This window comes from Herbaspirillum sp. YR522 (genome assembly GCF_000282575.1).
Taxonomy (GTDB): Bacteria; Pseudomonadota; Gammaproteobacteria; order Burkholderiales; family Burkholderiaceae_D; genus Herbaspirillum.
The window spans coordinates 24,385-50,210 of sequence record NZ_AKJA01000034.1; the positions used below are offsets into that span (position 1 = coordinate 24,385).

The window sequence follows — 25,826 nt, forward strand, 5'->3', positions numbered from 1 at the left end:
GGGAAGCGGGAGGCAACGAATTGCCCACACGTAAGATGGGACTCCAAAAGGAAAGTTTCGGATTTTGCTCCAGATCCGCAATTTTCGTAATTTAGGGGTGATTTCATCGAATTTATTTGAAGTTACCGTCCATTGACGACAAATCAGTATGTAGAGATTGCCATGCCAGCTTCCCATAGCCGCTCCCAAGCCCACGCCGCCTACCCCGCCCTGCGTATGCGTCGCATGCGTCGCGACGCGTTTTCGCGCGCCCTGATGCAGGAAAACGTGATTACCCCGTCCGACCTGATCTATCCGGTCTTTGTGCAGGAAGGGCAGAACCTGCGCACGCCGGTGGCTTCGCTGCCAGGCGTCGAACGCCTGTCGCTCGACGCGTTGCTGCCGGTGGCCGAGGACTGCGTGAAGCTGGGTATCCCGGTGCTGGCGCTGTTCCCGGTGATCGACACCGCCCTGAAGACCCCCGATGGCATCGAAGCCACCAATCCGGACGGCCTGGTGCCGCGCGTGGTGCGGGCGCTCAAGGAGCGGTTCCCGGAACTGGGCGTACTGTGCGACGTTGCGCTGGACCCGTATACCAGCCATGGCCAGGACGGCGTGCTGGATGCCAACGGCTACATCCTCAACGACCAGACCATCGAGTTGCTCATCGGCCAGGCGCAAACCCAGGCCGATGCCGGCGTCGATGTGGTGGCGCCTTCGGACATGATGGATGGCCGCATCGCCGCCATCCGTTCGATGCTGGAAGCGCGCGGCCATATCCACACCCGCATCATGGCCTACTCGGCCAAGTATGCCTCGGCCTTCTACGGTCCGTTCCGCGATGCGGTGGGTTCGGCGGCCAACCTGGGCAGTGGCAGCAAGGCCACCTACCAGATGGATCCGGCCAACAGCGACGAGGCCCTGCGTGAAGTGGCGCTGGACCTGGCCGAGGGCGCCGACATGGTGATGGTCAAGCCCGGCATGCCGTACCTGGATATCGTGCGCCGGGTCAAGGACGAGTTCCGCGTGCCGACCTTTGCCTACCAGGTCAGTGGCGAATACGCGATGATCAAGGCGGCCGCGCAAAACGGCTGGCTGGATCACGACAAGACCATGATGGAAGCGATGATGGCCTTCAAGCGCGCCGGCGCCGACGGCGTGCTGACCTACTTCGCGCTGGACATCGCGCGCAAGCTGCGCCAGGGCTGACCCGGGCCAGATGACCTCGGGCGCCGATCTCGACCAGTTCACCCGCAACCGACCACGCCTGTTCGGCGTGGCCTATCGCATGCTTGGCACGCGCAGCGACGCCGAAGACGTGCTGCAGGACGCCTGGCTGCGCTGGCACGGGCAAGACCAGGCGCAGCTGCAGTCACCCCAGGCCTGGCTGGTCACGGTGGTGACCCGCCTGTGCATCGATCGCCTGCGCCAGGCCCGCCAGGAACGCATGTCGTATGTCGGCCACTGGCTGCCGGAGCCGCTGGTGGACATCCACGATGAGGGCGTGGCCATCGATATCGACACCGGCATGGCGCTTACGGCACCCTCCCCCGAATCGTTGCTGGAGCAGCACAGCGATGTGTCCTTTGCCTACCTGCTGTTGCTGGAGCGTCTCAAGCCCGAGGAGCGCGCCGCCTTCCTGCTGCGCGAAGTGTTCGACCATGACTACCCCGACATTGCCGTGATCCTGCAAAAAAGCCAGGCCAGTTGCCGCCAGCTGGTGCATCGCGCCCGGGAGCGCCTGGCCCGCCATGGCGAAGGCGCCGGCGACCCGCGGCGCCCCTTGCGCGCGCCCTCGACGCAAGTCTCGCACCAGCGGCAGCAAACCCTGCTGCAGAAATTCATGGTGGCCGCCCAGAGCGGCGAACGCGAGGCCCTGCTCGGCCTGCTGGCCGAAGATGCACGCCTGGTCGGCGACGGTGGCGGCAAGGTCAGTTCTTTCCCGCATCCGCTGGCCGGGGGCGAGCGCATCTCGTGGCTGTACTACGCCAACATGCGACGGCTGGGCGGGCGCATTACGTATCGCGCCGCCCATATCAATGGCGGCCCTGGCCTGTTGCGCTATGTCGACGGCAAGCTCGAATCGGCGCAGGTACTGGAAACCGATGGCGAACGCATCGTCGATATCTACGTGGTGCGCAACCCCGACAAGCTGGCGGCCATCGCGCGCCAGGCACCGGCCTGATTTTTTCGGTTTTTTCCAAGGAAACTGTCACAACCCGACACGGCCCTCCGTCTTATGGATGAACCCCGGCGACAACGCGCCGGGTCGACTCATTCAACCACTGGAGATTTGCCATGTCCGACTTCAAGCAACGCCTGCCCTACGCCAAGCTGGCGGCCCCTGCCTTCAATGCCCTCTACAAGCTCAGCGAAGTGATCCACCAGGGTGGCGTCGACCCCAAGCTGCTGGAACTGGTCTTCCTGCGGGTGTCGCAAGTCAATGGCTGCGCCTTCTGCGTCGACATGCATGCGCATGACCTGCTCAAGGCAGGTGAAGACCAGCAACGCCTCAACACGCTGGCGGCCTGGCGCGAGATCCCGTTCTTCAGCGAGCAGGAGCGGGCCGCGCTGAACTGGGCCGAGTGCTTCACCGACCTGCGCCTGGCCAGCGACGCCAATGCCGACGCCGCCTTCGCGCTGCTGCAGCAGCATTTCGACGAGACCCAGATCGCCTACCTAGGCTTTGCGGTGGCGACCATCAATGCCTGGAATCGCCTCGGGGTATCGATGCGCCCGCAGGTGCAGCGACGCATGCCTGCATAAAAAAAACGCACTCCGGTCGCCCGGAATGCGTTGAACATGGTCCGATCCACATCAGACTTGTTGCTCAGAAATCGTGCAGGCGCGCCACCGGGGGCGCCTGCCTGTCCACCGTTACCGCCCTATTTCCACAGGGCGCACTTCGATTCGGCCTTGGTCATGTAGGCCTGGTCACCGGGAATGGTCTGCACCAGCTTGTAGTAATCCCATGGGCGCTTTGACTCGGATGGTTTCTTGACTTCCATCAGGTACATGTCGTGCACCATGCGGCCGTCGGGACGCACCACGCCGTTGCTGGTAAAGAAGTCGTTGATCCTGTTGCTGCGCAGGTAGTCCATGATCTTGTCGGGTTCGGTGCCGCCGACCGCCTTGACCGCCTTGAGGTACTGGCCCACGGCCGAGGCGTCGCCGGCCTGGAACATCGATGGCATCTTCTTCATCTTGCCGAAGTAGCGATTGGCCCAGGCGCGCGACCGGTCGTTCAGGTCCCAGTACCAGCCGTCGGTGAGGTACATCCCCTGCGTGACCTGCAGGCCCAGCGAATGGGTGTCGTTGATGAAGATGAGCAGGCCGGCCAGCTTCATGGTCTTGTTGACGCCGAACTCGTTGGCTGCCTTGATGGCGTTGATGACGTCGCCGCCGGCCACGGCCAGCCCCAGGATCTGGGCCTTGGAGGACTGCGCCTGCAACAGGAAGGACGAGAAATCCGAGGTCGCCAATGGCACCCGGGTCTGGCCGACGACGGTGCCGCCGGCCGACTTGACGACTTCGCTGGTGTCTTTTTCCAGCGAAGTGCCGAAGGCATAGTCGGCCGTGAGGAAGTACCACGACTTGCCGCCCTGCCTGGTGATGGCCGCGCCGGTGCCACGCGCCAGTGCCGTGGTGTCATAGGCATACTGGATGGTGTAGGCATTGCATTCTTCATTGGTCTGGCGGGTGGTGCCGGCACCGACCGAGATGAAGACCTTCTTCTTTTCGCCGGCGACCTTGCCCATGGCCAGGCTGGCGGCCGAGTTGACTCCACCGACGAGCATGTCCACGCCGTCGCGGTCGAACCATTCGCGCGCCTTGTTGGCGGCGATATCGGCCTTGTTCTGGTGGTCGGCGAAGACCAGCTCGATCTTCTTGCCGTTGATGCTGCCGCCGGCATCGGCGATGGCCATGCGGATGGCCTCGACGCCGCCCTGGCCATCGAAGTCGGCGTAGGTACCGGACATGTCGGTAATGAAACCGATCTTGATGGTGTCACCGGCCGCGTGGGCCGGGGTGATGGCGCCAAACGCCGCGCACAGCGATGCAGAGACGGCCAGCGACATGGCCGCGCGCCTGATGGATGAATGCAACAAGGTCTCCTCCTGGGGGTGTGAATAGCGACGACATGTGCCGCCGCCTGTTTGAATTCTTATAGTGTCCTGCGGTACCACTGCGGCCCGGACGCGCGCACCTCTGCGCCCATCCGGGGCCGGTGTCAGGCGCCGATGGCCGCGCGCGTCTGCTCGCCGTCGACCAGGCGCAACAGGCCCAGCGGATTGGCGTTCTGCAGCGGCACCGGCAGCATCGAGTCCGGATAGTTCTGGTAGCACACCGGACGCAGGAAACGCTCGATGGCCAGCGTGCCCACCGAAGTGCCGCGCGCGTCCGAGGTCGCCGGATAGGGTCCGCCATGGACCATCGCGTCGCATACCTCGACGCCGGTCGGATAGCCGTTGAGCAGCAGGCGGCCGGCCTTCTGCTCGAGCAGGGCAATCAGATCCTGGTTGCCCTGCAAGTCACCGATCTCGGCCTGCAGCGTCGCGGTCAGCTGGCCATGCATGTTGGCGGCGAAGTCGATCAACTGCTCGCGGCTTTCCAGCTCGACGATCACGGTCGAGGGCCCGAAGACTTCTTCTTCCAGCGGCGCTTCCTTGGAAAACAGCAAGGCGGCGTCGGCCTTGAACAGGTGCGGCACGGCCTGGGTATAACTGCTGCCACCGGCGGCGATGACCTTCACACCCGGCAGTTGCGTCAGGCGTGCCACGCCGCTGTTGTAGTGCGACAGGCCGCCGCTGTTGAGCATCGTGGCAGGCGACTGGCCCGACACCGCGGCCGACAATTGCTCGATGAAAGCGGTCAGTTCAGGCGAGCGCACGCCCATGAGCAAACCCGGGTTGGTGCACAACTGGCCGCAACCGACCACCACCGACGCGGCCAGGTCCTTGGCGATGGCGTCGCCACGCACCTTCAATGCCTCGGGCAGCAGGATGATGGGATTGATGCTCGACATCTCCGCAAATACGGGAATCGGTTGCGGACGGGCCGCGGCCATGTCGCACAAGGCGCGTCCGCCACGCAGCGAACCGGTAAAGCCCACTGCCTGGATACCGGCGCTCTTGACCAGTTGTGCCCCCACCCGATCGCCATAGATCATGTTGAAGGTGCCGGCCGGCACGCCGCTCTTCCTGACCGCGCGCTCGATGGCATCGGCCACCAGTTCGGACGTCACCAGGTGACCGGTGTGCGCCTTGAATACCACCGGGCAGCCGGCAGCCAGTGCGGCGGCGGTATCGCCACCGGCCACCGAGAACGCCAGCGGGAAGTTGCTGGCGCCGAACACGGCCACCGGCCCCACCCCGATCTTGTACTGGCGGATATCCGGGCGCGGCAGCGGTTGGCGCTGGGGCAGCGCGCTGTCGATGCGGGCGCCATAGAAGTCGCCCCGACGCACTACCTTGGCGAACAGGCGCATCTGGTTGCTGGTGCGGCTGCGCTCACCGGTCAGGCGAGCCGCCGGCAACGCCGTTTCGCGCGAAACGGCGGCAATGAAGTCGTCCCCCAGGGCGTCGATCTCGTCGGCGATGGCTTCCAGGAATGCGGCGCGCTGGGCCGAGGTAGTAGCGCGATAGGTCGGATAGGCTTGCTCGGCGGCATGCACCGCGGCTGCCACTTCCTTTTCGGTGGCGGTCACGAAGGGGGTCTCGAACAGGGCGCCGCTGGTAGCGTCAACGCTATGCAGCTGGACCTCGCCCTCGCCGCTACGTTGTCCGCCGATGTAGTTGTGTCCCAGAATCTGAATGCTCACGTTGTGCTCCTGCTATGTTGTTGGTGCGTCCCGCGTTGCGGAACGGGCAAAGAGGCCGCGTCCGCGCGAGCGGAGACGGCCCTGGATCGATCTCATCTATCTGCGCGGCATGCCGCGCAGGGCGTATTGTGTGGCATCACATGGATTGCTGCAGCATGCGTTCGTAGTCCTGTTCCGATGCCACGCGCGGGTTGGTCTTGTGGCTATGATCGGCCAGCGCCCCCTTGATGATCGCGGGATACATGTCGCTGCTCACACCCAGCTCGGCCAGCCCGGCCGGCAGGCCCAGGCGGGCGCTCATGTCCTTGATCGCCGGACCGATGGCGGCGGCGTCCTTGAGCCCCATCGCATGGGCGATGCGCGCCAGTTTCTGGTCCTTGACCACGGTCTCGGCGGGCGCATTGAATTCGACGATGGCCGGCAGGAAGATCGCGTTGAGCGTGCCGTGATGCAGCTTGGGATTGATGCCGCCCAGCGAGTGCGACAGGCTGTGCACGCATCCCAGGCCCTTCTGGAACGCCATGGCGCCCTGCATCGAGGCGCTCATCATGTTCAGTCGCGCCTCGCGGTCGCCCGGCTCGCGGGTGGCGCGTTCGATGTGCGCCCAGGCGCGCCACAGGCCATCGAGCGCAATGCCGTCGGCCGGCGGGTTGAACGACGGCGCCATGAAGGTTTCCAGGCAGTGGGCGATGGCGTCCATGCCGGTGGCGGCGGTCATCAACGGCGGCAGGCCCAACGTCAGCTCCGGGTCGCAAATGGCCAGTCGCGGCACCAGGTAGGGCGACAGCACACCGACCTTGCGGCCATCGTCCAGGATCAGGATGGCGCCACGCCCGACTTCGCTGCCGGTGCCGGCGGTGGTGGGAACGGCGATCACCGGCGCGGTCTTGGCCGTGATGTTGGACAGGCCGCCTTCGATCAACGCGAACGACTTCAATGGACCTTCGTGGGTGCCGCACACCGCCACGCCCTTGGCCAGGTCGATCGACGAGCCGCCGCCGACGGCGATGATGCCGTCGCAGTCGGCCTCGCGGAACATTGCCACGGCCGCTCGCACTGCGTTTTCGTTGGGGTTGGGAGGCGTCTGGTCGAACACCCGCACGGCATTGCCATCCTTGAGCTGTCCCAGCACGCGATCCAGGATGCCGGCGTTGCGGATGCCCATGTCGGTGACCACCAGCGGCCGCTTGATGCCGATGCGGTCGCATTCCTGCTGCAGCAATGCCAGCGCGCCAAAGTCGAACTGCACTTGGGTAATGTAATTGATGAGTGCCATCACATAGCCTTGATTTATAGATGTCTCCAGGACGGGAGCTGACGGCCCGGCTGCCGGTCACGCGCCGCAGCCAGCCTTTTCTTCTGGTGCCCTGCTTTTGAATGCCAGACTGTATGCCAATGAAACGCCGTTGGCTAATGAGAGCTGTTGATATGGGTATAACCAACAGTCATACTTAGGCTTTTATCGTGAAAGGTTGCCATGCAAGCCACGCTGCCATCGCTGGCGTCGATCACCTCGCGCCTGCACCTGCGCCAATTGCGCCTGCTGATTGCCCTGTCGGACCATGGCTCGCTGCTCAAGGCGGCCGAGCAGGTGGCCCTGACCCAGCCCGGCGCCAGCAAGGCGCTGCAGGAGATCGAAAGCACGCTGGGCGCGCAGCTGTTCGTGCGCACCAATCGCGGGCTGGAGGCGACCGACCTTGGGCATTGCGTCATTCGCTATGCGCGGCTGATCCAGACCGACCTGACGCACTTGCGCGAAGAAATGCTTTCCATCATGCAAGGCAATGGCGGGCGCCTGGCGGTGGGCACCATCATGGGCGCCGTGCCGCTGCTCACCGATGCCCTGACGCAACTGCTCGAAAAACGCCCGACGCTGTCGGTGCAGATCGTCGAGGACACCAGCGCGCGCCTGCTGCGGCTGCTGGACCAGGGACGGCTCGACATGGCCATCTGCCGCACCAGCATCAGCCAGCGTCCGCACCTCTACGACGCCTTCAACATCCACGATGAACAACTGGCCGTCGTGGCCAGCGTCAACCATCCGCTGGCCCACGCCCAGGAACTGCAACTGGCCGACCTGGCCGATTCGCGCTGGGTGGTGTACTCGGCCAACATGCCGATGCGGCTATCGCTGGAACGCGAATTCCACGATGCCGACCTGCGCTTCCCATTGCACCTGATGGAGACCACCTCGGCCTTCACCACGCTATCGTTGCTGCAGAAGAATCCGCATTTCGTAGCCTTGCTCTCGGTCGACGTGGCACAGTTCTGCACCCGCTTCGGCATGACCTGCATCCTGCCCCTGCAGTTGCATACCCGCAGCGAACCCTACCAGCTGGTCACGCGCCATGGCACGCAGCTCTCGCCCATGGCGCGCCAGTTCATCACCGACTTCGCCGAAGTGGTAGCGCAATAAAAAAGCGCTCCCGCGGGAGCGCCTCGAGCTTGCTGGGAGCGGTCGTTATTTGTTCGGCTGCGGGGTAATGCGCAGATACGGACGTGGCGACTTGTAACCCTTGGGGTATTTCTGCTTGATGACTTCCTCGTCCTTGACCGACAGCGGGATGATCACGTCGTCGCCGTCCTTCCAGTTGCCCGGTGTGGCCACCGTGTAGCCATCGGTCAGTTGCAGCGCGTCCAGCACGCGCAGTACTTCGTCGAAGTTGCGACCGGTGCTCATCGGGTAGGTGATGATCAGGCGCACCTTCTTCTTGGGATCGATCACGAACAGCGAGCGCACGGTGGCGGTCTCGGACTGGTTCGGGTGGATCATGTCATACAGGCCGGCGACCTTCTTGTCGACGTCGGCCACGATCGGAAAACCGACCACTGTCTGTTGCGTCTCCTCGATGTCCTTGATCCACTTGGTGTGCTGCTCGGCGGCGTCCACCGACAACGCGATGGCCTTGACATTGCGCTTGTCGAATTCGGGCTTGAGCTTGGCGGTCAGGCCCAGTTCGGTGGTACACACCGGTGTGAAGTCGGCCGGATGGGAAAACAGCACGACCCAGGAATCGCCTGCCCATTCGTGGAACTTGAGATTGCCGATCGAGGATTCTTGCTCGAAATCCGGCGCAGTATCGCCCAGTCGCAGTGTCATAGAGGTCTCCCAGTTCGAGGATTGAAGAAAATCGAATCGTGACTATAACTTGCCGCCCGTGCCAGTCAAACGACTATTAACGCTTAACCAAATAACCTTATGCAATGACAGCTACCCGCTGCTGCCGGTGCGAGGGCATGGCGCCGTTCAACTGGCCGGCAGGCTCTGCAGGAAGCGCGCGGCATCCTGGTAGCCGATCACGCGACGACCCGCCTGCTCGCGGCCATCGGCATCGAAGAACATGATCCCGGGGGGGCCGAACAGGTCGAAGCGCTTGAGCATGGCACGGTCGTCTGCATTGTTGGCGGTGACGTCGACCTGCAGCAGCAGCATGCGGTCCATGCGCGTGCGGACCTGTGCATCGGTGAACGTGAAGCGTTCCATCTCCTTGCACGAGACGCACCAATCGGCATAGAAATCGAGCATCACGGCGCGTCGTTGGCCACCGGCGTTCCGGGCCAGCGCCGCATCGAGCTCGGCCACCGAGCGCACCCGTACGAAAGCCGGATGGGCGGTGTCGCCGGCCGAGGCTGACGGCGACAGGTGCGACAGCGGCGCCAGCGGATCGCGGCCACCGCTGGCCAGGCCGACCAGCTGCAGCAGCCCGAGTGCGGCAAACGCCAGGCCCAGCCCGCGCCAGGCCCAGGTACCACCGGCACCCCATACCAGGTAGGCGCCATAGCCGATACCCAGTACCGCCCAACCCAGCATGGCCAGCCAGTCGGCAATGACCGGCGAGAGCATCCACCAGGCCGTGCCCAGCATCAACACACCGAAGAAGCGCTTGACACTGTCCATCCAGGCACCGGCGCGCGGCAGCAGGGCGCCGGCCGAGGCGCCAATGAGCAACAGTGGCACGCTCATGCCGGCGGCCATGGCAAACAGGGCGCTGCCGCCCAGCACCACATCCCGGCTCTGGCTGATGTAGAGCAGCGCACCGGCCAGCGGCGCGGCTACGCAAGGGCCGACGATCAGGGCCGAGATCGCCCCCATCACGAACACGCCGATCCAGGTGCCGCTGCCACCGCCGGAAGCGGTGGTCAATCGCGACTGCAGCGCGGCCGGCACCTGCAACTGGTACAAGTCGAACATCGACAGGGCCAGGCCGGCCATCACCAGCGCGAAGCTGCCCAATACCCAAGGATTCTGCAGGTAGGCCGACAGCCCTTCGCCCAACATGCCGGCCGCCACCCCCAGGGCGGTGTAGACCAGCGCCATGCCCAATGCATAGTCGAGCGACAGCAGGAAGCTGCGCATGCCCTTGCCGGGCTGCGCCGCCGTGCCGTGCTGGCCGACGATGATCGACGACAGGATCGGCAGCATCGGCAGCACGCAGGGGGTAAACGAGAGCCCTATCCCCAGCACGAAGAACAGCGACAGCACGCTCCACAGGTGGCCGCCCTCGAGCACCGAGGCAATGCCTGCGATATCGCCGCCGCCGACGGCCGGCTGCACACTGGCGGGTTCGCTGCCGCTGCCGCGCGTGACCACCCCCAGCGCCTGGGGCGACAACTTCACCACCAGTGTCATTGGGGGATAGCACAGGCCCTTGTCGGCACAGCCCTGCGACACCGCGCTGATGGTGAATTCGCCATTGGCATCGCGTACCGGCACGCTGGCCTGCACGGCGTCGTGATAGGTCTCGACCTCTTTCTGGAAGTTCTCGTCGTACTTGGTCTTGCCGGGAGGGAACCCAGGCTGGCCCAGCGTGGCGCCGGTTGCCGTGAAATGAAAGCGGTCGCGGTACATGTAATAGCCGTCGGCGATCTTGTAGTCCAGCTGCGCGGTATTGGCGTCGACCATTCGCGCGGTCAGTTGAAACGCCTGCTCCGGCGCCAGGTAGTCGTCATCGGCACGGGCCGCGCCGCTCCAGCAGCAGATCAGCAAAGTCCACAGGCACCACCAGCATGCCCAGGGCGAGGGATTAAACTTGGAATTCTTGTTCATGCAGGTCGGTCGCTCGTTCTCGGTATCATCTTCAGGTCTGCAGCGGGGCGGCGGTCTCGTCGCGCATCCACTGCAGGTAGGACGCCAGTCCGCCGGACACCGGCAGCACGACGATCTCCGGCACATCGTAAGGATGTGCGCGCAGGATGGCGCGCTCCAGTTCGGCATAGCGGGCCTGGGTGCTCTTGATCAGCAGCGGGATCTCGGTGGCCTGCTCGATCTTGCCGGCCCACCTGTAGACCGATGCCACCGGCGCCAGGATATTGACGCAAGCGGCCAGCTGTTGCTCCACCAGCGAGCGCGCTAGCTGCTCGGCCAGCTCGGCCTCGGGTACGCTGGTCAGCACCAGCAACGGCTGGTTGAGGGGCGAAGAAGTCATGTCGATGGGTCGCAATGGCGGTACATGCGGTATTCAACCATATCCGCGCGCCAGCTGCGCTGCTGTTCGACGCGCACCTGGCGCAAATGCAAAAAAGCCAGGCAATGCCTGGCTTTTTCTGGTGGCAACCGAACTTATTCGGCTGTCGGCACTTCTGCGTCGTCGCTGACTTCCGGACGATCCAGCAGTTCGATGTAGGCCATCGGTGCATTGTCGCCTTGACGGAAACCCATCTTCAGGATGCGCAGGTAGCCGCCGTTACGGGTGGCGTAGCGCGGACCCAGTTCAGCGAACAGCTTCAGCACGATTTCGCGATCGCGCAGACGGCTGAATGCCAGGCGCTTGTTGGCCAGGGTGTCGGTCTTGCCCAGGGTCAGGATAGGCTCGACAACGCGGCGCAGTTCCTTGGCCTTTGGCAGGGTGGTCTTGATGGCTTCGTGGCGCAGCAGCGAAACGGTCATGTTGCGCAACATGGCCAGACGGTGGGACGAAGTACGATTGAGCTTGCGAAGGCCGTGACGGTGACGCATGGTAATTTCCTTTTAAATAACAGTTTTGATCCAGTTCTTCTATCGGCGCCTGTTGGGCAGACCGCGGACCGGTGACGACGTTTGGTACTCGGGTACTGCAACTGCCGCCTCGGAGTGACCGCAGGCGATCACTCCAGGCTACTTCAATTACTTTTCCAGGCCGGCTGGCGGCCAGTTTTCCAGCTTCATGCCCAAGGTCAGGCCGCGCGATGCCAGCACTTCCTTGATTTCGTTCAACGACTTGCGACCCAGGTTCGGGGTCTTCAGCAGTTCGTTCTCGCTGCGTTGGATCAGGTCGCCGATGTAGTAGATGTTTTCGGCCTTGAGGCAGTTTGCCGAACGCACTGTCAGTTCCAGGTCGTCGACCGGACGCAGCAGGATAGGATCGACCTGCGGCGCACGCGATGGCGCTTCGGCAGTCGCTTCGGTACCTTCCAGTGCGGCGAACACGTTGAGCTGGTCGACCAGCACGCGCGCCGATTGGCGAATCGCTTCTTCCGGGGTGATGACGCCGTTGGTCTCGATGTTGATGACCAGCTTGTCCAGGTCGGTACGCTGTTCCACACGCGCCGATTCGACCGCGTAGGAAACACGACGCACTGGCGAGAACGATGCATCCAGGATGATGCGACCGATGGTCTTGTTGGTGTCTTCGGACAGGCGACGCACGTTACCCGGCACGTAGCCACGGCCCTTCTCGACCTTGATCTGCATGTCCAGCTTGCCACCGGCAGTCAGGTTGGCGATCACGTGATCGGGATTGATCAGCTCGACATCGTGCGGCAGGTCGATGTCCGACGCCAGCACCACGCCTTCGCCTTCCTTCTTCAAGGTCAGGGTGACTTCGTCGCGGTTGTGCAGCTTGAAGACAACGCCCTTCAGGTTCAACAGGATGTCAACCACGTCTTCCTGAACGCCGTCCAGCGACGAGTACTCGTGCACGACACCGGCGATGGTCACTTCGGTCGGAGCATAGCCGGTCATGGTCGAGAGCAGGACGCGGCGCAGCGCGTTGCCCAGGGTGTGGCCATAGCCACGCTCGAACGGCTCCATGACGACCTTGGCATGGCCAGGGGCGAGTGCTTCGACTTCGATGATACGGGGCTTCAACAAACTGTTTTGCATGAAATGTCCTTTTCAATACCCTCGGCTCGTTACGCCGATAAGGCTGATGGCATATCGGAAAATGCCCACCGTAAGGGTGGGCACAGGGATACTACGTGCTACCGGAATTAACGCGAATACAATTCGACGATCAGCGATTCGTTGACGTCGTTGGCGATTTCGCTGCGGTCAGGCGACGACTTGAAGGTAGCTTCCAGCTTCTTCGAGTCAACCGACACCCACGATGGGTAGCCGGATTGCTCTGCCAGCGACAGGGCTTCAGCGATACGCACTTGCTTCTTGGCCTTTTCGCGGATGGCCACGACGTCACCAGCCTTGACCGAGTACGAAGCGATGTTGACGACCTTGCCGTTCACGGTCAGGGCCTTGTGCGACACCAGCTGGCGTGCTTCGGCGCGGGTCGAACCGAAACCCATGCGATAGACGACGTTGTCCAGGCGCGATTCCAGCAGCTTCAACAGGTTTTCACCGGTGTTGCCCTTGCGACGATCGGCTTCGGCGAAGTAGCGGCGGAACTGACGCTCGAGAACGCCGTACATGCGCTTGACCTTTTGCTTTTCACGCAATTGGTTGCCGTAGTCGGAGGTGCGGGCACCCGAAGTGCGACCATGTTGACCTGGCTTGGAATCCAGCTTGCACTTGGAGTCCAGCGAGCGGCGTGCGCTCTTGAGGAACAGGTCGGTGCCTTCGCGGCGGGAGAGCTTTGCTTTTGGTCCGATATAACGTGCCACAGTATTTCCTTTGATAAATGACGTCCCGAATTGCCGGACGCTAGTCTGACCTGCTTGAAATCAGACAGTGGGCTTAAGAACAAAACCCGCCAAGGTCGTTGGCGGGTGGAATCCGTTGCTTTCGCCGGGGCTTTTCAGCCTGAATCCGGCAAAGCGCAAGATTATACTACAACTTAGATACGACGACGCTTCGGCGGACGGCAGCCGTTGTGCGGTACCGGAGTCACGTCCTGGATCAAGGTGATCTTGATACCCAGGTTGTTCAACGCACGCACGGAGGATTCACGGCCTGGGCCTGGGCCCTTGATGCGCACTTCCAGGTTCTTGATGCCGCATTCGACCGCAACCTTGCCTGCGGTTTCAGCCGCGACCTGGGCTGCGAACGGAGTCGACTTGCGCGAACCCTTGAAGCCAGCACCGCCAGCGGTCGCCCACGACAGGGTGTTGCCCTGGCGATCGGTGATCGTGATGATGGTGTTGTTGAACGAAGCGTGAACGAACGCGATACCTTCGGCGACGTTCTTCTTGACTTTCTTACGCACACGCGATGCTGCTGCGTTATTGGGGCTTTTTGCCATAATGATTTCCTTGAATCCGACCAGTGACTAGCGACAACGCGCCTGCCGGGATTATTTCTTCAACGATTGAGCGGCCTTGCGCGGACCCTTGCGAGTACGAGCGTTGGTGCGAGTACGTTGGCCGCGCACTGGCAGACCGCGACGGTGACGCAGACCACGATAGCAACCCAGATCCATCAGACGCTTGATGTTCATGGACAGCTCGCGGCGCAGATCGCCTTCGACCACGAACTTGGCGATCTCGTCACGCAGCTTTTCGAGTTCGTTGTCGTCCAGGTCCTTGACCTTCTTGTTGGTCGGGACGCCGGTCGCAACACAGATATCCTCTGCGCGCGGACGGCCGATACCGTAGATGGCGGTCAAGCCGATGACGGTGTGCTGATGGTTGGGGATGTTAACCCCTGCAATACGTGCCATTCGTTATTCCTCGATCAATAACGTTAAGTTAACCTTGGCGCTGCTTGTGACGGGGTTCGGTGCAGATCACACGAACGACGCCATTGCGCTTGATGATTTTGCAGTTGCGGCAGATCCGCTTGACTGATGCGAGCACTTTCATTGTGGCCCTCTTTCTTTCAATACTAGGTTCGATTCACTGTTACTTGGCACGGAACACTAAGCGTTCCCTGTCGCGTTCCCCCGGGTGACCCACCGCTTAACGCGGTGTCATGCCACCCTTGAAATTCGCCTTGCGGAGTAACGATTCATATTGCTGCGACATTACGTAGTTCTGCACTTGGGCCATGAAGTCCATCGTCACGACCACAATGATCAGCAGCGAGGTGCCACCAAAATAGAACGGTACCTTCCAGCGGGCAATCAGGAACTCGGGCAACAGACAGACCAGGGTGATATAAACCGCACCGGCCAATGTAAGACGCATCAAGATCTTGTCGATATAACGCGCCGTCTGGTCGCCCGGTCGAATACCCGGGACAAACGCACCACTCTTCTTCAGGTTATCCGCCGTTTCCTTGCTGTTGAACACCAGCGCAGTATAGAAAAAGCAGAAGAACACGATTGCAACTGCATACAGCAAGGCATGGATAGGTTCACCCGGTGCCATCGACGCTGCCAGATCCTTCAGGAAACGAATGAAGGGATTCGAGCTGTCGCCAGACGTAAACCAGCTGGTAATGGTCGCTGGAAACAAGATGATCGACGAAGCGAAGATCGGCGGGATCACGCCAGCCATGTTCAGCTTCAGTGGCAAGTGACTGCTTTGACCACCGTAGATCTTGTTACCGACCTGACGCTTGGCATAGTTCACCAGGATCTTGCGCTGGCCGCGTTCGATGAACACCACCAGGAACGTCACCAACGCCACGATCACGCAGATCAGAATTGCCGACAGCGCATTCATCGAACCAGTACGAACCAGCTCGAACAAACCACCCAGAGCATTCGGCAAACCTGCAGCGATACCGGCGAAGATGATGATCGAGATACCGTTGCCCAGACCACGCTCGGTGATCTGCTCACCCAGCCACATCAGGAACATCGTACCGGTCACCAAGGTCACTACCGTCGTCATGCGAAACGCCAGACCCGGATCCAGCACCAGACCAGCTTGCGACTCGAGTGCCACCGCAATGCCCAAGGCCTGGAACGTTGCCAGCACCAGGGTGCCGTAACGCGTGTACTGGGTAATCTTGCGACGCCCGGATTCTCCTTCTTTCTTCAGCGCTTCCAGCTGCGGCGAAACCACCGACAGCAATTGCATGATGATCGACGCCGAGATGTACGGCATGATCCCCAGTGCGAAGATCGTGAAACGCGACAGTGCACCACCCGAGAACATGTTGAACATGCCCAGGATGCCGCCCTGGTTCTGCTTGAACAATTGCGCCAATTGCGTCGGATCGATACCCGGAACCGGGATATGTGCACCAATGCGATAGACGATCAACGCCCCCAGCAGGAACCACAGGCGACTCCAAGGGAAACCCTTGGCAGCGCCTTTCGCTAATTGAGGAGTAGTTGCCAATTATTGCTCCGGGTCCGGATCACTCAGCGATGGAACCGCCAGCGGCTTCGATAGCAGCCTTGGCACCCTTGGTCGCGATCAGTCCCTTGACGGTCACTTTCTTGGTCAATTCGCCGGCCTTGATGATGCGCACGACACGAGCCAGTTCCGACACCAGGCCGGCCTGCTTCAATGCCAATACATCGATCTCTGCCACTGGCAGCTTTTCCAGATCGGACAGACGAACTTCAGCCTTGTACGGCGTAGCCAGCGACTTGAAACCGCGCTTTGGCAGACGACGTTGCAGAGGCATCTGACCGCCTTCGAAACCGACCTTGTGGAAACCGCCCGAACGCGACTTCTGACCCTTGTGACCACGGCCGGAGGTCTTACCCAGACCCGAACCGATGCCACGACCGACGCGACGCTTGTAGTGCTTTGCGCCTTCTGCGGGTTGGATTGTGTTTAATTCCATGATTTGCTCCGTTCGCAAGCTGACGCTTACGAAACAACCTTCACAAGATAGGACACTTTGTTGATCATGCCGCGCACCGACGGGGTATCTTCCAGGACCGACACCGAGTTGACGCGACGCAGACCCAGACCGCGCACGGTAGCGCGGTGGTCCTGACGAGTACCGATCAGACCCTTGACCAGCTGAACTTTGATTGTGTTCGACATCTGATTCACCTTAGCCCAGGATATCTTCGACCGACTTGCCGCGCTTGGCAGCAACTTCAGCCGGAGTGTTCATCTTCGACAGACCGTCGAGGGTGGCACGTACCATGTTGTAGGGGTTGGTCGAACCAGTCGACTTTGCCACCACGTTGGTCACGCCCATCACTTCGAAGATCGCGCGCATCGGACCGCCGGCGATAACGCCAGTACCGTCCTTGGCTGGCGACATCAACACCGACGAGGCGCCGTGCTTGCCGTGCACCGTGTGGTGCAGGGTGCCATTCTTGAGCGTGACCTTGATCATCTTGCGACGGGCTTCTTCCATCGCCTTCTGAACGGCCACTGGCACTTCCTTCGACTTGCCCTTGCCCATGCCGATGCGGCCATCGCCGTCACCAACCACTGCCAGCGCAGCGAAACCCATGATACGGCCGCCCTTCACCACCTTGGTGACGCGATTGACCGCGATCATCTTTTCGCGCATGCCGTCATCAGGCTTGTCGCTTTGCTGTTTCGATTGCATTTTTGCCATGATGAATATCCCTTAGAACTTCAGGCCGGCTTCACGCGCAGCCTCAGCCAGCGCCTTGACGCGACCGTGATAACGGAAACCCGAGCGATCGAAAGCGACTTCGGTGACGCCAGCCTTCAGGGCCTTTTCGGCGACGCGCTTGCCGATCAGCGCAGCCGCAGCAGCGTTGCCGCCATTGCCCGACTGTGCTGCCAGCTCGGCGCGCACTTCGGCTTCCAGTGTCGAGGCCGAAGCCAGCACGTTGGAATCCGGACCGATGACGCTCGCGTAGATGTGCGTATTGGTGCGATGCACGGCCAGGCGATTGACCTTCAGTTCTGCGATCTTGGCGCGAGTCTGAGTCGCACGGCGCAGGCGAGATTGTTTCTTGTCCATCGTCAACCCCTATTACTTCTTCTTGGTTTCTTTGAGCGTCACCACTTCGTCGCTGTAGCGCACGCCCTTGCCCTTATAGGGTTCGGGTTCACGGTAAGCACGAATCTCAGCGGCGACCTGACCGACCACCTGACGATCGATACCCTTGATCAGGATTTCGGTCTGTGTCGGGGTCTCAACCTTGATACCAGCAGGCATCTGGTGCACGATCGGGTGCGAAAAGCCCAGCGACAGGTTCAGCTTGTCGCCTTGAGCTTGTGCACGGAAACCAACGCCAACCAATTGCAGCTTTCTTTCGAAGCCCTTGGTGACGCCGTTGACCATGTTGTTGACCAGGGCACGCAGGGTACCGGACATCGCATTCGCTTCGCGGCTGTCATCAGCCACTTCGAAGGTCAGCGAGCCATTGTTGTTTGCAACCTTGACCTTGCCGGTCAGGGCTTGCGTCAACGAGCCCAGCGGGCCCTTGACGGTGATTGCTGTTGCCGAGATGGTCGCTTCCGCGCCGCTTGGCAGTGCAACAGGCATTTTACCTACACGAGACATATTGCACTCCTTAGGCCACGTAGCAAATCACTTCGCCACCGACACCGGTTGCGCGTGCTTTGCGGTCAGTCATCACGCCGCGTGGAGTGGACACAATCGCCACACCCAGGCCATTCATGACGTTCGGAATATCATCCTTGCCCTTGTAGATACGCAGGCCCGGACGGGACACGCGCTCGAGGCGTTCGATGACCGGACGACCGGCGTAATACTTCAAACCAATTTTCAATTCAGCCTTGCCGCCAGCGTCGACAACAGCGAAATCCTCGATGTAACCCTCGTCCTTGAGGACGTTGGCAATTGCAACCTTCACTTTGGAAGAAGGCATGGCGACGGTAGTCTTTTTCACGCCTTGTGCATTGCGGATACGGGTCAGCATATCGGCGATAGGATCGCTCATACTCATTGCTTGTTCTCCTATTACCAGCTAGCTTTGGTCAAACCCGGGATCTCGCCACGCATGGCGATTTCACGGACCTTGATACGGCCCAATCCGAACTTGCGGAAGGTGCCACGGGGACGACCGGTCAGGGCGCAACGATTGCGTTGACGGGTCGGAGCCGAGTTACGCGGCAGCGCCTGCAACTTCAGGCGAGCTTCGTAACGCTCTTCTTCCGACTTCGATTGATCGTTGATAACAGCCTTCAACTCAGCACGCTTGCCGGCATACTTCTTCACCAGGTCGGCGCGCTTCTGTTCGCGGTTAATCAGTGCCAGTTTTGCCATGGCATCCTCAGTTTCTGAACGGGAATTTAAATGCGGCGAGGAGCGCTTTCGCTTCGTCGTCGGTCTTGGCAGTCGTGGTGATACTGATGTTCATACCACGCAGCGCATCGATCTTGTCGTACTCGATTTCGGGGAAAATGATCTGCTCTTTCACACCGATGTTGTAGTTGCCACGACCGTCGAATGCACGACCGGAAACGCCACGGAAGTCACGAACGCGCGGCAGCGCGACAGTGATGAAGCGATCCAGGAATTCGTACATGCGGGCGCCACGCAGGGTCACCATGCAACCGATCGGGTAGCCTTCGCGGATCTTGAACCCGGCGATCGCCTTGCGCGCCTTGGTCACGACCGGCTTCTGGCCAGCGATCTTGGTCAGGTCGCCAACGGCGTGTTCGATGATCTTCTTGTCCGCAACCGCTTCCGACAGACCCATGTTCAGGGTGATCTTCAGGATACGCGGGACTTCCATCACCGACTTGTACGAATACTTCGCGGTCAGGTCGGCAACGACCTTTTCTTTATAAAACTCTTGAAGACGTGCCATGATAATTAAACCTTAACGACTTCGCCGCTGGACTTGTAAGCACGGACCTTCTTGCCGTCCACTTGCTTGTAAGCCACGCGATCTGCCTTGCCGGAAGCTGCGTTGAACAACGCAACATTCGACACGTGAATTGGCATCAGCTTATCGACGATGCCGCCAGTTGCACCTGTCATCGGATTAGGACGGGTCGCTTTCTTAGCAACGTTGACGCCTTCCACGATAACGTAGTCAGCGCTGACGCAAGCACTCACGACGCCGCGCTTGCCCTTGTCTTTGCCGGTCAACACGATGACTTCATCGTTTTTACGAATCTTTGCCATGACCACTCCTTACAGAACTTCAGGTGCCAGGGAAACGATCTTCATGAAGCGCTCAGTGCGCAGCTCACGAGTCACCGGCCCAAAAATACGGGTACCGATCGGCTCGAGCTTGGCGTTCAGCAGCACTGCTGCATTGCCATCGAACTTGACCAGCGAACCATCTTGACGACGCACGCCCTTGGCGGTACGAACGACGACAGCGTTGTAAATCTCGCCCTTCTTGACGCGACCGCGTGGAGCGGCGCTCTTGACGGTGACCTTGATCACATCGCCAATGCCCGCATAGCGGCGCTTGGAACCACCCAAGACCTTGATGCACAGAACTTCGCGCGCACCGGTGTTGTCGGCCACTTCGAGCCGGCTTTCAGTTTGAATCATGATATTTTCTTTCCCAACTTAATCCGCGGGTCGCACGATGCGAAACTCGGTCAGTCTTGGTCCTGTTAGCAAGCGAACCTGCTAGTTAGGGGACGAATATAAAGCTACTTTTTTACTCACCTTGCAAGCGTGGCGCAGCAAGGACAGAGCTCGATATTATGTCAGCATAATATCGAGCCCGCAAGAACTACTTAAACGATTTGTGCTTCCTGTACAACGCGTGTCACTGTCCAGGCTTTGGTCTTGGAGACCGGACGGCCTTCCTGGATTTCAACGACGTCGCCTTCCTTGGCAGTGTTCGACTCGTCATGTGCGTGGTACTTCTTGGTACGCATGATGATCTTGCCGTACAGCGGGTGCTTGACGTGACGTTCGATCAAGACGGTAACTGTCTTGTCCATCTTGTCGGACACAACTTTGCCAATCAGCGTGCGCTTGAGCGCTTGTTTCACTTGATCGTTCATTGTTGACCATCCTTCGAGTTGATCACAGTTTTCACACGCGCGATGTCGCGACGTACTTTCTTCAGCTGTGCGGTATTGTTCAGTTGCTGGGTTGCAATTTGCATACGCAGGCTGAACTGGGCCTTCAACAACTCGCCCAGTTCCTTGTCCAGCGCAGCCTTGTCCTTACCGCGGAGTTCCGATGCTTTCATATTCCGCTCCTAATTATTGACCGACTTGACGAACAACAAAAGTCGTCGCCAGCGGCAATTTGGCAGCAGCCAAACGGAACGCCTCGCGCGCCAAAGTCTCGTCGACACCGTCCATCTCGTACAGTACCTTACCTGGCTGGATCTCAGCCACGTAGTACTCCGGATTACCCTTACCGTTACCCATACGCACTTCTGCAGGCTTCTGGGAGATCGGCTTGTCCGGGAAAACGCGGATCCAGATACGACCACCGCGCTTGATGTGACGGGTCATCGCACGACGTGCAGCTTCGATCTGACGTGCGGTCAGACGGCCACGGCCGACTGCCTTCAGACCAAAGTCGCCGAACGACACTGCTGTTCCGCGGGTGTGCGAAATACCAGTGTTACGACCCTTCTGTTCTTTACGATATTTTCTACGTGCTGGTTGCAGCATGATTATTCTCCCGCTTTCTCAGCCGACACACCGGCATCGGCAGCTTGAGGACGACCACCCCCGCGCTTGGCGCCGGCGCCCGGGGCACCTGGAGCGCCAGTCTTCGAACGAGGACGTGCACCTGGCTTGCCGTCGTCACGACGTGGGCCGCGACGCTTCTTGTCGTCTTCAGGCTCGCCGACCAGAACCGGCGATTCGCCGTTTGCCAGGCGATCGCCCTTGTAGACCCACACCTTGATACCGATGATGCCGTAGGTGGTTTCCGCTTCCGAAGTACCGTAGTCGATATCGGCGCGCAGGGTGTGCAGAGGCACACGACCTTCACGGTACCATTCGGTACGTGCGATTTCGATACCGTTCAGACGGCCCGACGACATGATCTTGATGCCCTGCGCGCCAAGGCGCATTGCATTTTGCATCGCGCGCTTCATGGCGCGACGGAACATGATGCGCTTTTCGAGCTGTTGAGCGATCGAATCGGCGATCAGCTGGGCATCGGCTTCCGGCTTGCGGATTTCTTCGATGTTGACGTGCACGGGCACGCCCATCAGCTTGGCCAGCGACGACTTCAGAACTTCGATGTCTTCGCCCTTCTTGCCTATCACAACACCTGGACGGGAGCTGTAAATGGTGATGCGTGCGTTCTTGGCTGGACGCTCGATGACGACGCGGCCAACGGAAGCGTTCTTCAGCTTCTTCTTCAGGAAAGCACGGACCTTCAAGTCTTCGTTGAGCATTTCGGCAAATGTTGCATTGCCTGCATACCAACGCGAGCCCCAGTTACGTGTAACCGCCAGACGGAAACCGGTTGGATGAATCTTCTGTCCCATCGTGACTCCTTAGTTTCCGACGGTCACATAAATGTGACACGACTGCTTGGAAATACGATCACCACGGCCCTTTGCGCGCGCTGTGAAGCGCTTCAGGACCGCACCCTTTTCCACATAAATGGTCTTGATCTTCAGTTCGTCGATGTCAGCACCATCATTGTGTTCGGCGTTCGCGATTGCGGACTCCAGAACCTTCTTGATGATGGTCGCGCCCTTTTTGGGGCTGAAGGCCAAGATATTCAGTGCTTGATCAACTTTTTTACCGCGGATCAGGTCTGCAACCAGACGGCCCTTCTGAGCCGACAGGTGCACACCGCGCAGGATAGCTTTAGTTTCCATCATAGGACCTTATTTCTTAGCCTTCTTGTCGGCGGCGTGACCCTTGAACGTACGGGTCAGCGCGAATTCGCCGAGCTTGTGACCAACCATGTTTTCCGACACATAGACCGGCACGTGTTGCTTGCCGTTATGCACCGCGATTGTCAGACCGATGAAGTCTGGCATGATCGTCGAACGACGCGACCAGGTCTTGATCGGCTTCTTGTCCTTGATCGCCTGGGCGGTTTCAACCTTCTTCACCAGATGCGCGTCGCAGAACGGACCTTTTTTCAATGAACGTGTCATGTTTTATCCCTTATTTCTTGCCGCGACGCGAGACAATCATCGAAGTCGTACGCTTGTTGCTACGAGTCTTCTTGCCCTTGGTCTGCTGACCCCACGGCGAGACCGGATGACGGCCAGCCGCAGTCTTACCTTCACCACCACCGTGCGGGTGATCGACCGGGTTCATGACCACGCCACGAACGGTCGGGCGGATACCGCGCCAACGTGTAGCACCGGCCTTACCGATCTTGCGCAGGTTGTGTTCGCCGTTACCGACTTCACCGATGGTGGCGCGGCACTCGATGTGCACGCGACGCACTTCACCCGAACGCAGGCGAACCTGGGCGTAGGTACCTTCACGCGCCATCAGGACCACACCAGCGCCGGCGGTACGAGCGATCTGGGCGCCCTTGCCTGGCAGCATTTCCACGCAGTGGATGGTGGTACCGACCGGGATGTTGCGGATCGGCAGGGTGTTACCCGACTTGATCGGCGCTTCCGAGCCGCTGACCAGCTGGTCACCGACCGACAGGCCCTTGGGCGCAATGATGTACTTGCGCTCACCGTCCGCGTAGCACAGCAAAGCAATGTGCGCAGTACGGTTAGGGTCATATTCGATACGCTCGACCTTGGCCGGGATACCATCCTTGTTGCGACGGAAATCGACAACACGGTAATGCTGCTTGTGACCACCGCCGATATGACGGGTGGTGATGTGACCGTTGTTGTTACGACCAGCAGTCTTCGACTTCTTTTCGATCAACGACGCCAGCGGACGGCCCTTGTACAGGTCGGGATTAACGACCTTGACCATACCGCGCCGGCCGGGCGAGGTCGGTTTAACTTTTACGAGTGCCATTATTTAGCCTCCTCGGTGAAGTTGATCTCTTGACCCGGCTTCAGGCTGACGAACGCGCGACGGGTATGGTTGCGGCGACCGGCGGTACGACCCGAACGCTTCTGCTTACCCTGGCGGTTTGCTACCTGGACCGACTCAACTTCCACCTTGAACAGCAGTTCGACGGCAGCCTTGACTTCCAGCTTGGTAGCGTCCTTGGTCACCAGAAAAACGACTTGCTCGTTCTTCTCGGCCACGAAGGTTGCCTTTTCAGAGATGACCGGCGCCAGCAGCACCTTCATCAGGCGCTCTTCGCTAAATTTCACGATTGCGTTCATGCCAGCAACTCCTCAATCTTGGCCAGCGCGGCCTTGGTCACCAGGATGCTCTTGTAGAACACCAGCGACACAGGATCGGCTTGATGTGGCTCGACCACCAGCACGCCCGGCAGATTGCGGGAGGCCAGCAGCAGGTTTTCGTCCAGGCTGTCGGTGATCACCAGAACCGAGTCCAGACCCATGCTCTTGAGCTTCTGGGACAGCAACTTGGTCTTCGGCGCTTCAACAGCGAAGTTCTCGACCACCGACAGGCGGCCTTCACGTGCCAACTGAGACAGGATCGAGCAGACACCTGCGCGATACATCTTCTTGTTGACCTTGTGGGAGAAGTTCTCGTCTGGCGAGTTCGGGAAAATACGACCACCACCGCGCCACAACGGCGACGAGGACATACCGGCACGTGCGCGGCCAGTACCCTTTTGACGCCAAGGCTTCTTGGTTGTGTGATGGACTTCTTCACGGTCTTTTTGCTTGCGGTTGCCGCTGCGAGCATTGGCTTGGTAAGCAACCACGACCTGGTGAATCAGGGCTTCGTTGTAATCACGACCGAAAATAGTATCCGGTGCGGCGACGTTCGAAGCAGCTTGACCTTGGTCATTCAGGAGCTTCAGATCCATTATTAGGCTCCCTTCTTCGCTTTGACTTTGACTGCCGGAGAAACGATCACTTGACCGTTCTTGGCACCAGGAACAGCACCCTTGACCAGCAACAACTGGCGCTCAGCGTCAACGCGAGCGATTTCCAGGTTTTGCACGGTAGTGGTGACGTCACCCATGTGACCAGTCATGCGCTTGCCCGGAAACACGCGGCCCGGATCCTGCGCCATACCGATGGAGCCAGGAACGTTGTGCGAGCGGGAGTTACCGTGGGTCGCGCGACCCGATGCGAAGTTGTAACGCTTGATGGTACCGGCGTAGCCCTTACCGATCGAGACGCCCTGGACGTCCACTTTCTGACCAGCTTCGAACAGACCGACGATGCCAACCACTTCGCCTGCCTTCAATTCGGCAGCCTTGGCGGCGTCAACACGGAATTCTTTCAGAACGGTACCAGCTTCGACGCCAGCTTTGGCGTAGTGACCGGCAGCGGCTTTGGTCACGCGGGAAGCGCGACGTTGACCGAAGGTCACCTGAACAGCGGAATAACCATCCACTTCAGGCGTTTTGATTTGTGTCACGCGGTTGTTGGACACGTCCAGCACGGTCACAGGGATCGAATCCCCATCTTCCGTGAAGATGCGCATCATACCAACCTTGCGACCAACAAGGCCCAGGCTCATTGTTTTCTCCATTCCCGCCTGCGATTGGGCGGGGCTGATGTTCGTACTACCAATAATTGTGGACCTTGCAGGCGCAAAATCCACATCGAAGCCGAGCATTATAGCCCGAAAAAAAACAGCGCACAACCGGGGTTGTGCGCCTTTCCAACAGATTACTGCCGGGTGTCAGACCTTATTGCAGCTTGATCTCGACGTCCACGCCAGCAGGCAGATCCAGCTTCATCAATGCGTCAACCGTCTTGTCGGTCGGATCGACGATATCCATCAGGCGTTGATGGGTACGGATTTCGAACTGGTCGCGCGAAGTCTTGTTGACGTGCGGGGAACGCAGCACGTCGAAACGCTGGATACGGGTCGGCAGCGGAACCGGGCCCTTGACGACGGCGCCGGTACGCTTGGCGGTGTCGACGATTTCCAGTGCGGACTGGTCGATCAGACGATAGTCGAATGCTTTCAGACGGATACGGATTTTTTGACTAGGAGCCGACATGATTTTCCTTAAAAGAACGAACCGGGGATGGGGTCATCCCCGGCGATGGTAAAAAACTGCGTTGTATCTACTGCTTGAAACTTAGGCGATGATCTTTGCAAC

Annotated in this window: 38 protein-coding genes; 4 read left to right on the plus strand and 34 right to left on the minus strand. The window is 60.1% G+C overall.

Annotated elements, in window-relative coordinates:
• Window positions 1–162 precede the first annotated feature (162 nt).
• The 3 genes from hemB (at window position 163) to PMI40_RS05820 (ending at window position 2,745) form a co-directional block, all read left to right on the plus strand.
• Window positions 163–1,188 (plus strand): porphobilinogen synthase, encoded by a 1,026-nt coding sequence (gene hemB / locus PMI40_RS05810; RefSeq protein WP_008113114.1) that lies wholly within the window; start codon window positions 163–165, stop codon window positions 1,186–1,188.
• 10 nt (window positions 1,189–1,198) lie between these two features.
• Window positions 1,199–2,164, plus strand: coding sequence for an RNA polymerase sigma factor SigJ (gene sigJ, locus PMI40_RS05815; RefSeq protein ID WP_008113115.1), 966 nt, complete (start codon window positions 1,199–1,201; stop codon window positions 2,162–2,164).
• A 113-nt stretch (window positions 2,165–2,277) separates the two neighbouring features.
• The gene (locus tag PMI40_RS05820; protein WP_008113116.1) at window positions 2,278–2,745 is read left to right on the plus strand and encodes a carboxymuconolactone decarboxylase family protein; all 468 of its coding nucleotides are present in this window, start codon (window positions 2,278–2,280) and stop codon (window positions 2,743–2,745) included.
• A 119-nt stretch (window positions 2,746–2,864) separates the two neighbouring features.
• On the opposite strand, the gene PMI40_RS05825 is transcribed toward PMI40_RS05820, so the two are convergent.
• From PMI40_RS05825 to PMI40_RS05835, 3 genes are all read right to left on the minus strand, one after another.
• Window positions 2,865–4,085, minus strand: a complete 1,221-nt coding sequence (locus PMI40_RS05825; RefSeq protein ID WP_040501724.1) for an ABC transporter substrate-binding protein — start codon at window positions 4,083–4,085, stop codon at window positions 2,865–2,867.
• 125 nt (window positions 4,086–4,210) lie between these two features.
• On the minus strand, window positions 4,211–5,800 hold the full coding sequence (locus PMI40_RS05830) for an aldehyde dehydrogenase (NADP(+)) (RefSeq protein ID WP_008113118.1): 1,590 nt from the start codon (window positions 5,798–5,800) through the stop codon (window positions 4,211–4,213).
• Window positions 5,801–5,936: 136 nt separating this feature from the next.
• A complete protein-coding gene (locus PMI40_RS05835; RefSeq protein ID WP_008113119.1) occupies window positions 5,937–7,076 on the minus strand; it encodes an iron-containing alcohol dehydrogenase in 1,140 nt (379 codons plus the stop codon).
• Window positions 7,077–7,277: 201 nt separating this feature from the next.
• Here PMI40_RS05835 and PMI40_RS05840 point away from each other — a divergent pair, with 201 nt between their 5' ends.
• Window positions 7,278–8,216 (plus strand): LysR family transcriptional regulator, encoded by a 939-nt coding sequence (locus tag PMI40_RS05840; protein ID WP_008113121.1) that lies wholly within the window; start codon window positions 7,278–7,280, stop codon window positions 8,214–8,216.
• A gap of 45 nt (window positions 8,217–8,261) precedes the next feature.
• Here the strand turns inward: PMI40_RS05840 and PMI40_RS05845 are convergent, their stop codons facing one another.
• The 31 genes from PMI40_RS05845 to rpsJ all read right to left on the minus strand — a co-directional run bounded on the left by PMI40_RS05845 (window position 8,262) and on the right by rpsJ (window position 25,724).
• Entirely contained in the window at window positions 8,262–8,900 is a 639-nt protein-coding gene (locus tag PMI40_RS05845; RefSeq protein WP_008113123.1) for a peroxiredoxin, read from the minus strand.
• A 147-nt stretch (window positions 8,901–9,047) separates the two neighbouring features.
• A complete protein-coding gene (gene dsbD / locus PMI40_RS05850; protein WP_008113124.1) occupies window positions 9,048–10,847 on the minus strand; it encodes a protein-disulfide reductase DsbD in 1,800 nt (599 codons plus the stop codon).
• Window positions 10,848–10,878: 31 nt separating this feature from the next.
• Window positions 10,879–11,226: a divalent-cation tolerance protein CutA gene (cutA, locus tag PMI40_RS05855; protein ID WP_008113126.1), complete on the minus strand. Its 348-nt coding sequence runs from the start codon at window positions 11,224–11,226 to the stop codon at window positions 10,879–10,881.
• Between the two features lie 134 nt (window positions 11,227–11,360).
• Window positions 11,361–11,756 (minus strand): 50S ribosomal protein L17, encoded by a 396-nt coding sequence (gene rplQ / locus PMI40_RS05860; protein ID WP_008113128.1) that lies wholly within the window; start codon window positions 11,754–11,756, stop codon window positions 11,361–11,363.
• A 147-nt stretch (window positions 11,757–11,903) separates the two neighbouring features.
• Window positions 11,904–12,881, minus strand: a complete 978-nt coding sequence (gene rpoA / locus PMI40_RS05865; protein ID WP_008113130.1) for a DNA-directed RNA polymerase subunit alpha — start codon at window positions 12,879–12,881, stop codon at window positions 11,904–11,906.
• A gap of 107 nt (window positions 12,882–12,988) precedes the next feature.
• Complete coding sequence (gene rpsD, locus PMI40_RS05870; RefSeq protein ID WP_008113132.1) at window positions 12,989–13,612, minus strand: 30S ribosomal protein S4; 624 nt, start codon at window positions 13,610–13,612, stop codon at window positions 12,989–12,991.
• Between the two features lie 173 nt (window positions 13,613–13,785).
• On the minus strand, window positions 13,786–14,190 hold the full coding sequence (rpsK, locus tag PMI40_RS05875; RefSeq protein ID WP_008113134.1) for a 30S ribosomal protein S11: 405 nt from the start codon (window positions 14,188–14,190) through the stop codon (window positions 13,786–13,788).
• Window positions 14,191–14,241: 51 nt separating this feature from the next.
• Entirely contained in the window at window positions 14,242–14,607 is a 366-nt protein-coding gene (rpsM, locus tag PMI40_RS05880) for a 30S ribosomal protein S13 (protein ID WP_040501720.1), read from the minus strand.
• Window positions 14,608–14,635: 28 nt separating this feature from the next.
• Window positions 14,636–14,749, minus strand: a complete 114-nt coding sequence (gene rpmJ, locus PMI40_RS05885; protein WP_006464913.1) for a 50S ribosomal protein L36 — start codon at window positions 14,747–14,749, stop codon at window positions 14,636–14,638.
• A gap of 96 nt (window positions 14,750–14,845) precedes the next feature.
• Window positions 14,846–16,177: a preprotein translocase subunit SecY gene (gene secY, locus PMI40_RS05890; protein ID WP_008113138.1), complete on the minus strand. Its 1,332-nt coding sequence runs from the start codon at window positions 16,175–16,177 to the stop codon at window positions 14,846–14,848.
• Between the two features lie 19 nt (window positions 16,178–16,196).
• The gene (gene rplO, locus PMI40_RS05895) at window positions 16,197–16,631 is read right to left on the minus strand and encodes a 50S ribosomal protein L15 (RefSeq protein ID WP_008113141.1); all 435 of its coding nucleotides are present in this window, start codon (window positions 16,629–16,631) and stop codon (window positions 16,197–16,199) included.
• 26 nt (window positions 16,632–16,657) lie between these two features.
• Window positions 16,658–16,837 carry a 50S ribosomal protein L30 gene (gene rpmD / locus PMI40_RS05900; RefSeq protein WP_008113143.1) on the minus strand — a complete coding sequence of 60 codons (180 nt, stop codon included), beginning with the start codon at window positions 16,835–16,837 and terminating at the stop codon, window positions 16,658–16,660.
• A gap of 10 nt (window positions 16,838–16,847) precedes the next feature.
• A complete protein-coding gene (rpsE, locus tag PMI40_RS05905) occupies window positions 16,848–17,366 on the minus strand; it encodes a 30S ribosomal protein S5 (RefSeq protein ID WP_008113144.1) in 519 nt (172 codons plus the stop codon).
• Between the two features lie 12 nt (window positions 17,367–17,378).
• Window positions 17,379–17,741 (minus strand): 50S ribosomal protein L18, encoded by a 363-nt coding sequence (gene rplR / locus PMI40_RS05910; protein ID WP_008113146.1) that lies wholly within the window; start codon window positions 17,739–17,741, stop codon window positions 17,379–17,381.
• Window positions 17,742–17,753: 12 nt separating this feature from the next.
• On the minus strand, window positions 17,754–18,287 hold the full coding sequence (gene rplF / locus PMI40_RS05915) for a 50S ribosomal protein L6 (RefSeq protein WP_008113148.1): 534 nt from the start codon (window positions 18,285–18,287) through the stop codon (window positions 17,754–17,756).
• Between the two features lie 10 nt (window positions 18,288–18,297).
• Window positions 18,298–18,693 carry a 30S ribosomal protein S8 gene (gene rpsH / locus PMI40_RS05920; protein WP_008113150.1) on the minus strand — a complete coding sequence of 132 codons (396 nt, stop codon included), beginning with the start codon at window positions 18,691–18,693 and terminating at the stop codon, window positions 18,298–18,300.
• A gap of 14 nt (window positions 18,694–18,707) precedes the next feature.
• Complete coding sequence (rpsN, locus tag PMI40_RS05925; RefSeq protein WP_008113152.1) at window positions 18,708–19,013, minus strand: 30S ribosomal protein S14; 306 nt, start codon at window positions 19,011–19,013, stop codon at window positions 18,708–18,710.
• Between the two features lie 7 nt (window positions 19,014–19,020).
• Window positions 19,021–19,560 carry a 50S ribosomal protein L5 gene (rplE, locus tag PMI40_RS05930; protein WP_008113154.1) on the minus strand — a complete coding sequence of 180 codons (540 nt, stop codon included), beginning with the start codon at window positions 19,558–19,560 and terminating at the stop codon, window positions 19,021–19,023.
• Window positions 19,561–19,565: 5 nt separating this feature from the next.
• Entirely contained in the window at window positions 19,566–19,880 is a 315-nt protein-coding gene (gene rplX / locus PMI40_RS05935) for a 50S ribosomal protein L24 (protein WP_008113156.1), read from the minus strand.
• Window positions 19,881–19,889: 9 nt separating this feature from the next.
• Window positions 19,890–20,258, minus strand: a complete 369-nt coding sequence (gene rplN / locus PMI40_RS05940; protein ID WP_006464924.1) for a 50S ribosomal protein L14 — start codon at window positions 20,256–20,258, stop codon at window positions 19,890–19,892.
• Window positions 20,259–20,449: 191 nt separating this feature from the next.
• Window positions 20,450–20,722, minus strand: a complete 273-nt coding sequence (gene rpsQ / locus PMI40_RS05945) for a 30S ribosomal protein S17 (RefSeq protein ID WP_008113159.1) — start codon at window positions 20,720–20,722, stop codon at window positions 20,450–20,452.
• Window positions 20,719–20,913, minus strand: coding sequence for a 50S ribosomal protein L29 (rpmC, locus tag PMI40_RS05950; RefSeq protein WP_008113161.1), 195 nt, complete (start codon window positions 20,911–20,913; stop codon window positions 20,719–20,721). Before rpmC ends, rpsQ begins: the two co-directional genes overlap by 4 nt.
• A 13-nt stretch (window positions 20,914–20,926) precedes the next feature.
• Window positions 20,927–21,346, minus strand: a complete 420-nt coding sequence (rplP, locus tag PMI40_RS05955; protein ID WP_008113163.1) for a 50S ribosomal protein L16 — start codon at window positions 21,344–21,346, stop codon at window positions 20,927–20,929.
• 2 nt (window positions 21,347–21,348) lie between these two features.
• On the minus strand, window positions 21,349–22,176 hold the full coding sequence (gene rpsC, locus PMI40_RS05960; protein ID WP_008113165.1) for a 30S ribosomal protein S3: 828 nt from the start codon (window positions 22,174–22,176) through the stop codon (window positions 21,349–21,351).
• 9 nt (window positions 22,177–22,185) lie between these two features.
• Window positions 22,186–22,518, minus strand: a complete 333-nt coding sequence (rplV, locus tag PMI40_RS05965; RefSeq protein WP_193365674.1) for a 50S ribosomal protein L22 — start codon at window positions 22,516–22,518, stop codon at window positions 22,186–22,188.
• A gap of 6 nt (window positions 22,519–22,524) precedes the next feature.
• The gene (rpsS, locus tag PMI40_RS05970) at window positions 22,525–22,800 is read right to left on the minus strand and encodes a 30S ribosomal protein S19 (RefSeq protein WP_008113170.1); all 276 of its coding nucleotides are present in this window, start codon (window positions 22,798–22,800) and stop codon (window positions 22,525–22,527) included.
• Between the two features lie 10 nt (window positions 22,801–22,810).
• Complete coding sequence (gene rplB, locus PMI40_RS05975) at window positions 22,811–23,638, minus strand: 50S ribosomal protein L2 (RefSeq protein WP_008113171.1); 828 nt, start codon at window positions 23,636–23,638, stop codon at window positions 22,811–22,813.
• Window positions 23,638–23,955, minus strand: coding sequence for a 50S ribosomal protein L23 (gene rplW / locus PMI40_RS05980; RefSeq protein WP_008113172.1), 318 nt, complete (start codon window positions 23,953–23,955; stop codon window positions 23,638–23,640). Before rplW ends, rplB begins: the two co-directional genes overlap by 1 nt.
• Window positions 23,952–24,572, minus strand: coding sequence for a 50S ribosomal protein L4 (gene rplD / locus PMI40_RS05985; RefSeq protein WP_008113173.1), 621 nt, complete (start codon window positions 24,570–24,572; stop codon window positions 23,952–23,954). The genes rplW and rplD overlap by 4 nt, the downstream gene beginning before the upstream one ends.
• Window positions 24,573–24,574: 2 nt before the next feature.
• On the minus strand, window positions 24,575–25,246 hold the full coding sequence (gene rplC, locus PMI40_RS05990; RefSeq protein ID WP_193365675.1) for a 50S ribosomal protein L3: 672 nt from the start codon (window positions 25,244–25,246) through the stop codon (window positions 24,575–24,577).
• A 160-nt stretch (window positions 25,247–25,406) separates the two neighbouring features.
• A complete protein-coding gene (gene rpsJ, locus PMI40_RS05995) occupies window positions 25,407–25,724 on the minus strand; it encodes a 30S ribosomal protein S10 (RefSeq protein WP_008113175.1) in 318 nt (105 codons plus the stop codon).
• Window positions 25,725–25,826: the final 102 nt, after the last annotated feature.

Bases quoted from the DNA above. Each gene is read 5' to 3' on its own strand.
- rplQ (WP_008113128.1), bottom strand. From the start codon at position 11,756: ATGCGTCACCGTCACGGCCTTCGCAAGCTCAATCGTACTTCGTCCCAC.
- rplE (WP_008113154.1), bottom strand. From the start codon at position 19,560: ATGGCACGTCTTCAAGAGTTTTATAAAGAAAAGGTCGTTGCCGACCTG.
- rplB (WP_008113171.1), bottom strand. From the start codon at position 23,638: ATGGCACTCGTAAAAGTTAAACCGACCTCGCCCGGCCGGCGCGGTATG.
- rpsE (WP_008113144.1), bottom strand. From the start codon at position 17,366: ATGGCAAAAATGCAATCGAAACAGCAAAGCGACAAGCCTGATGACGGC.
- rpmD (WP_008113143.1), bottom strand. From the start codon at position 16,837: ATGTCGAACACAATCAAAGTTCAGCTGGTCAAGGGTCTGATCGGTACT.
- rpsC (WP_008113165.1), bottom strand. From the start codon at position 22,176: ATGGGACAGAAGATTCATCCAACCGGTTTCCGTCTGGCGGTTACACGT.
- rpmJ (WP_006464913.1), bottom strand. From the start codon at position 14,749: ATGAAAGTGCTCGCATCAGTCAAGCGGATCTGCCGCAACTGCAAAATC.
- rpoA (WP_008113130.1), bottom strand. From the start codon at position 12,881: ATGCAAAACAGTTTGTTGAAGCCCCGTATCATCGAAGTCGAAGCACTC.
- dsbD (WP_008113124.1), bottom strand. From the start codon at position 10,847: ATGAACAAGAATTCCAAGTTTAATCCCTCGCCCTGGGCATGCTGGTGG.
- rpsJ (WP_008113175.1), bottom strand. From the start codon at position 25,724: ATGTCGGCTCCTAGTCAAAAAATCCGTATCCGTCTGAAAGCATTCGAC.
- PMI40_RS05820 (WP_008113116.1), top strand. From the start codon at position 2,278: ATGTCCGACTTCAAGCAACGCCTGCCCTACGCCAAGCTGGCGGCCCCT.
- rplR (WP_008113146.1), bottom strand. From the start codon at position 17,741: ATGGACAAGAAACAATCTCGCCTGCGCCGTGCGACTCAGACTCGCGCC.
- rplP (WP_008113163.1), bottom strand. From the start codon at position 21,346: ATGCTGCAACCAGCACGTAGAAAATATCGTAAAGAACAGAAGGGTCGT.
- hemB (WP_008113114.1), top strand. From the start codon at position 163: ATGCCAGCTTCCCATAGCCGCTCCCAAGCCCACGCCGCCTACCCCGCC.
- rplO (WP_008113141.1), bottom strand. From the start codon at position 16,631: ATGGAATTAAACACAATCCAACCCGCAGAAGGCGCAAAGCACTACAAG.
- rplD (WP_008113173.1), bottom strand. From the start codon at position 24,572: ATGGATCTGAAGCTCCTGAATGACCAAGGTCAAGCTGCTTCGAACGTC.
- rpsS (WP_008113170.1), bottom strand. From the start codon at position 22,800: ATGACACGTTCATTGAAAAAAGGTCCGTTCTGCGACGCGCATCTGGTG.
- rpsM (WP_040501720.1), bottom strand. From the start codon at position 14,607: ATGGCACGTATTGCAGGGGTTAACATCCCCAACCATCAGCACACCGTC.
- rpmC (WP_008113161.1), bottom strand. From the start codon at position 20,913: ATGAAAGCATCGGAACTCCGCGGTAAGGACAAGGCTGCGCTGGACAAG.
- rplX (WP_008113156.1), bottom strand. From the start codon at position 19,880: ATGGCAAAGATTCGTAAAAACGATGAAGTCATCGTGTTGACCGGCAAA.
- sigJ (WP_008113115.1), top strand. From the start codon at position 1,199: ATGACCTCGGGCGCCGATCTCGACCAGTTCACCCGCAACCGACCACGC.
- rpsN (WP_008113152.1), bottom strand. From the start codon at position 19,013: ATGGCAAAACTGGCACTGATTAACCGCGAACAGAAGCGCGCCGACCTG.
- PMI40_RS05835 (WP_008113119.1), bottom strand. From the start codon at position 7,076: ATGGCACTCATCAATTACATTACCCAAGTGCAGTTCGACTTTGGCGCG.
- rplN (WP_006464924.1), bottom strand. From the start codon at position 20,258: ATGATTCAAACTGAAAGCCGGCTCGAAGTGGCCGACAACACCGGTGCG.
- rplF (WP_008113148.1), bottom strand. From the start codon at position 18,287: ATGTCTCGTGTAGGTAAAATGCCTGTTGCACTGCCAAGCGGCGCGGAA.
- rpsQ (WP_008113159.1), bottom strand. From the start codon at position 20,722: ATGAACGATCAAGTGAAACAAGCGCTCAAGCGCACGCTGATTGGCAAA.
- PMI40_RS05845 (WP_008113123.1), bottom strand. From the start codon at position 8,900: ATGACACTGCGACTGGGCGATACTGCGCCGGATTTCGAGCAAGAATCC.
- PMI40_RS05840 (WP_008113121.1), top strand. From the start codon at position 7,278: ATGCAAGCCACGCTGCCATCGCTGGCGTCGATCACCTCGCGCCTGCAC.
- rplV (WP_193365674.1), bottom strand. From the start codon at position 22,518: ATGATGGAAACTAAAGCTATCCTGCGCGGTGTGCACCTGTCGGCTCAG.
- rpsK (WP_008113134.1), bottom strand. From the start codon at position 14,190: ATGGCAAAAAGCCCCAATAACGCAGCAGCATCGCGTGTGCGTAAGAAA.
- cutA (WP_008113126.1), bottom strand. From the start codon at position 11,226: ATGACTTCTTCGCCCCTCAACCAGCCGTTGCTGGTGCTGACCAGCGTA.
- rpsH (WP_008113150.1), bottom strand. From the start codon at position 18,693: ATGAGTATGAGCGATCCTATCGCCGATATGCTGACCCGTATCCGCAAT.
- rplW (WP_008113172.1), bottom strand. From the start codon at position 23,955: ATGAACGCAATCGTGAAATTTAGCGAAGAGCGCCTGATGAAGGTGCTG.
- rplC (WP_193365675.1), bottom strand. From the start codon at position 25,246: ATGGAGAAAACAATGAGCCTGGGCCTTGTTGGTCGCAAGGTTGGTATG.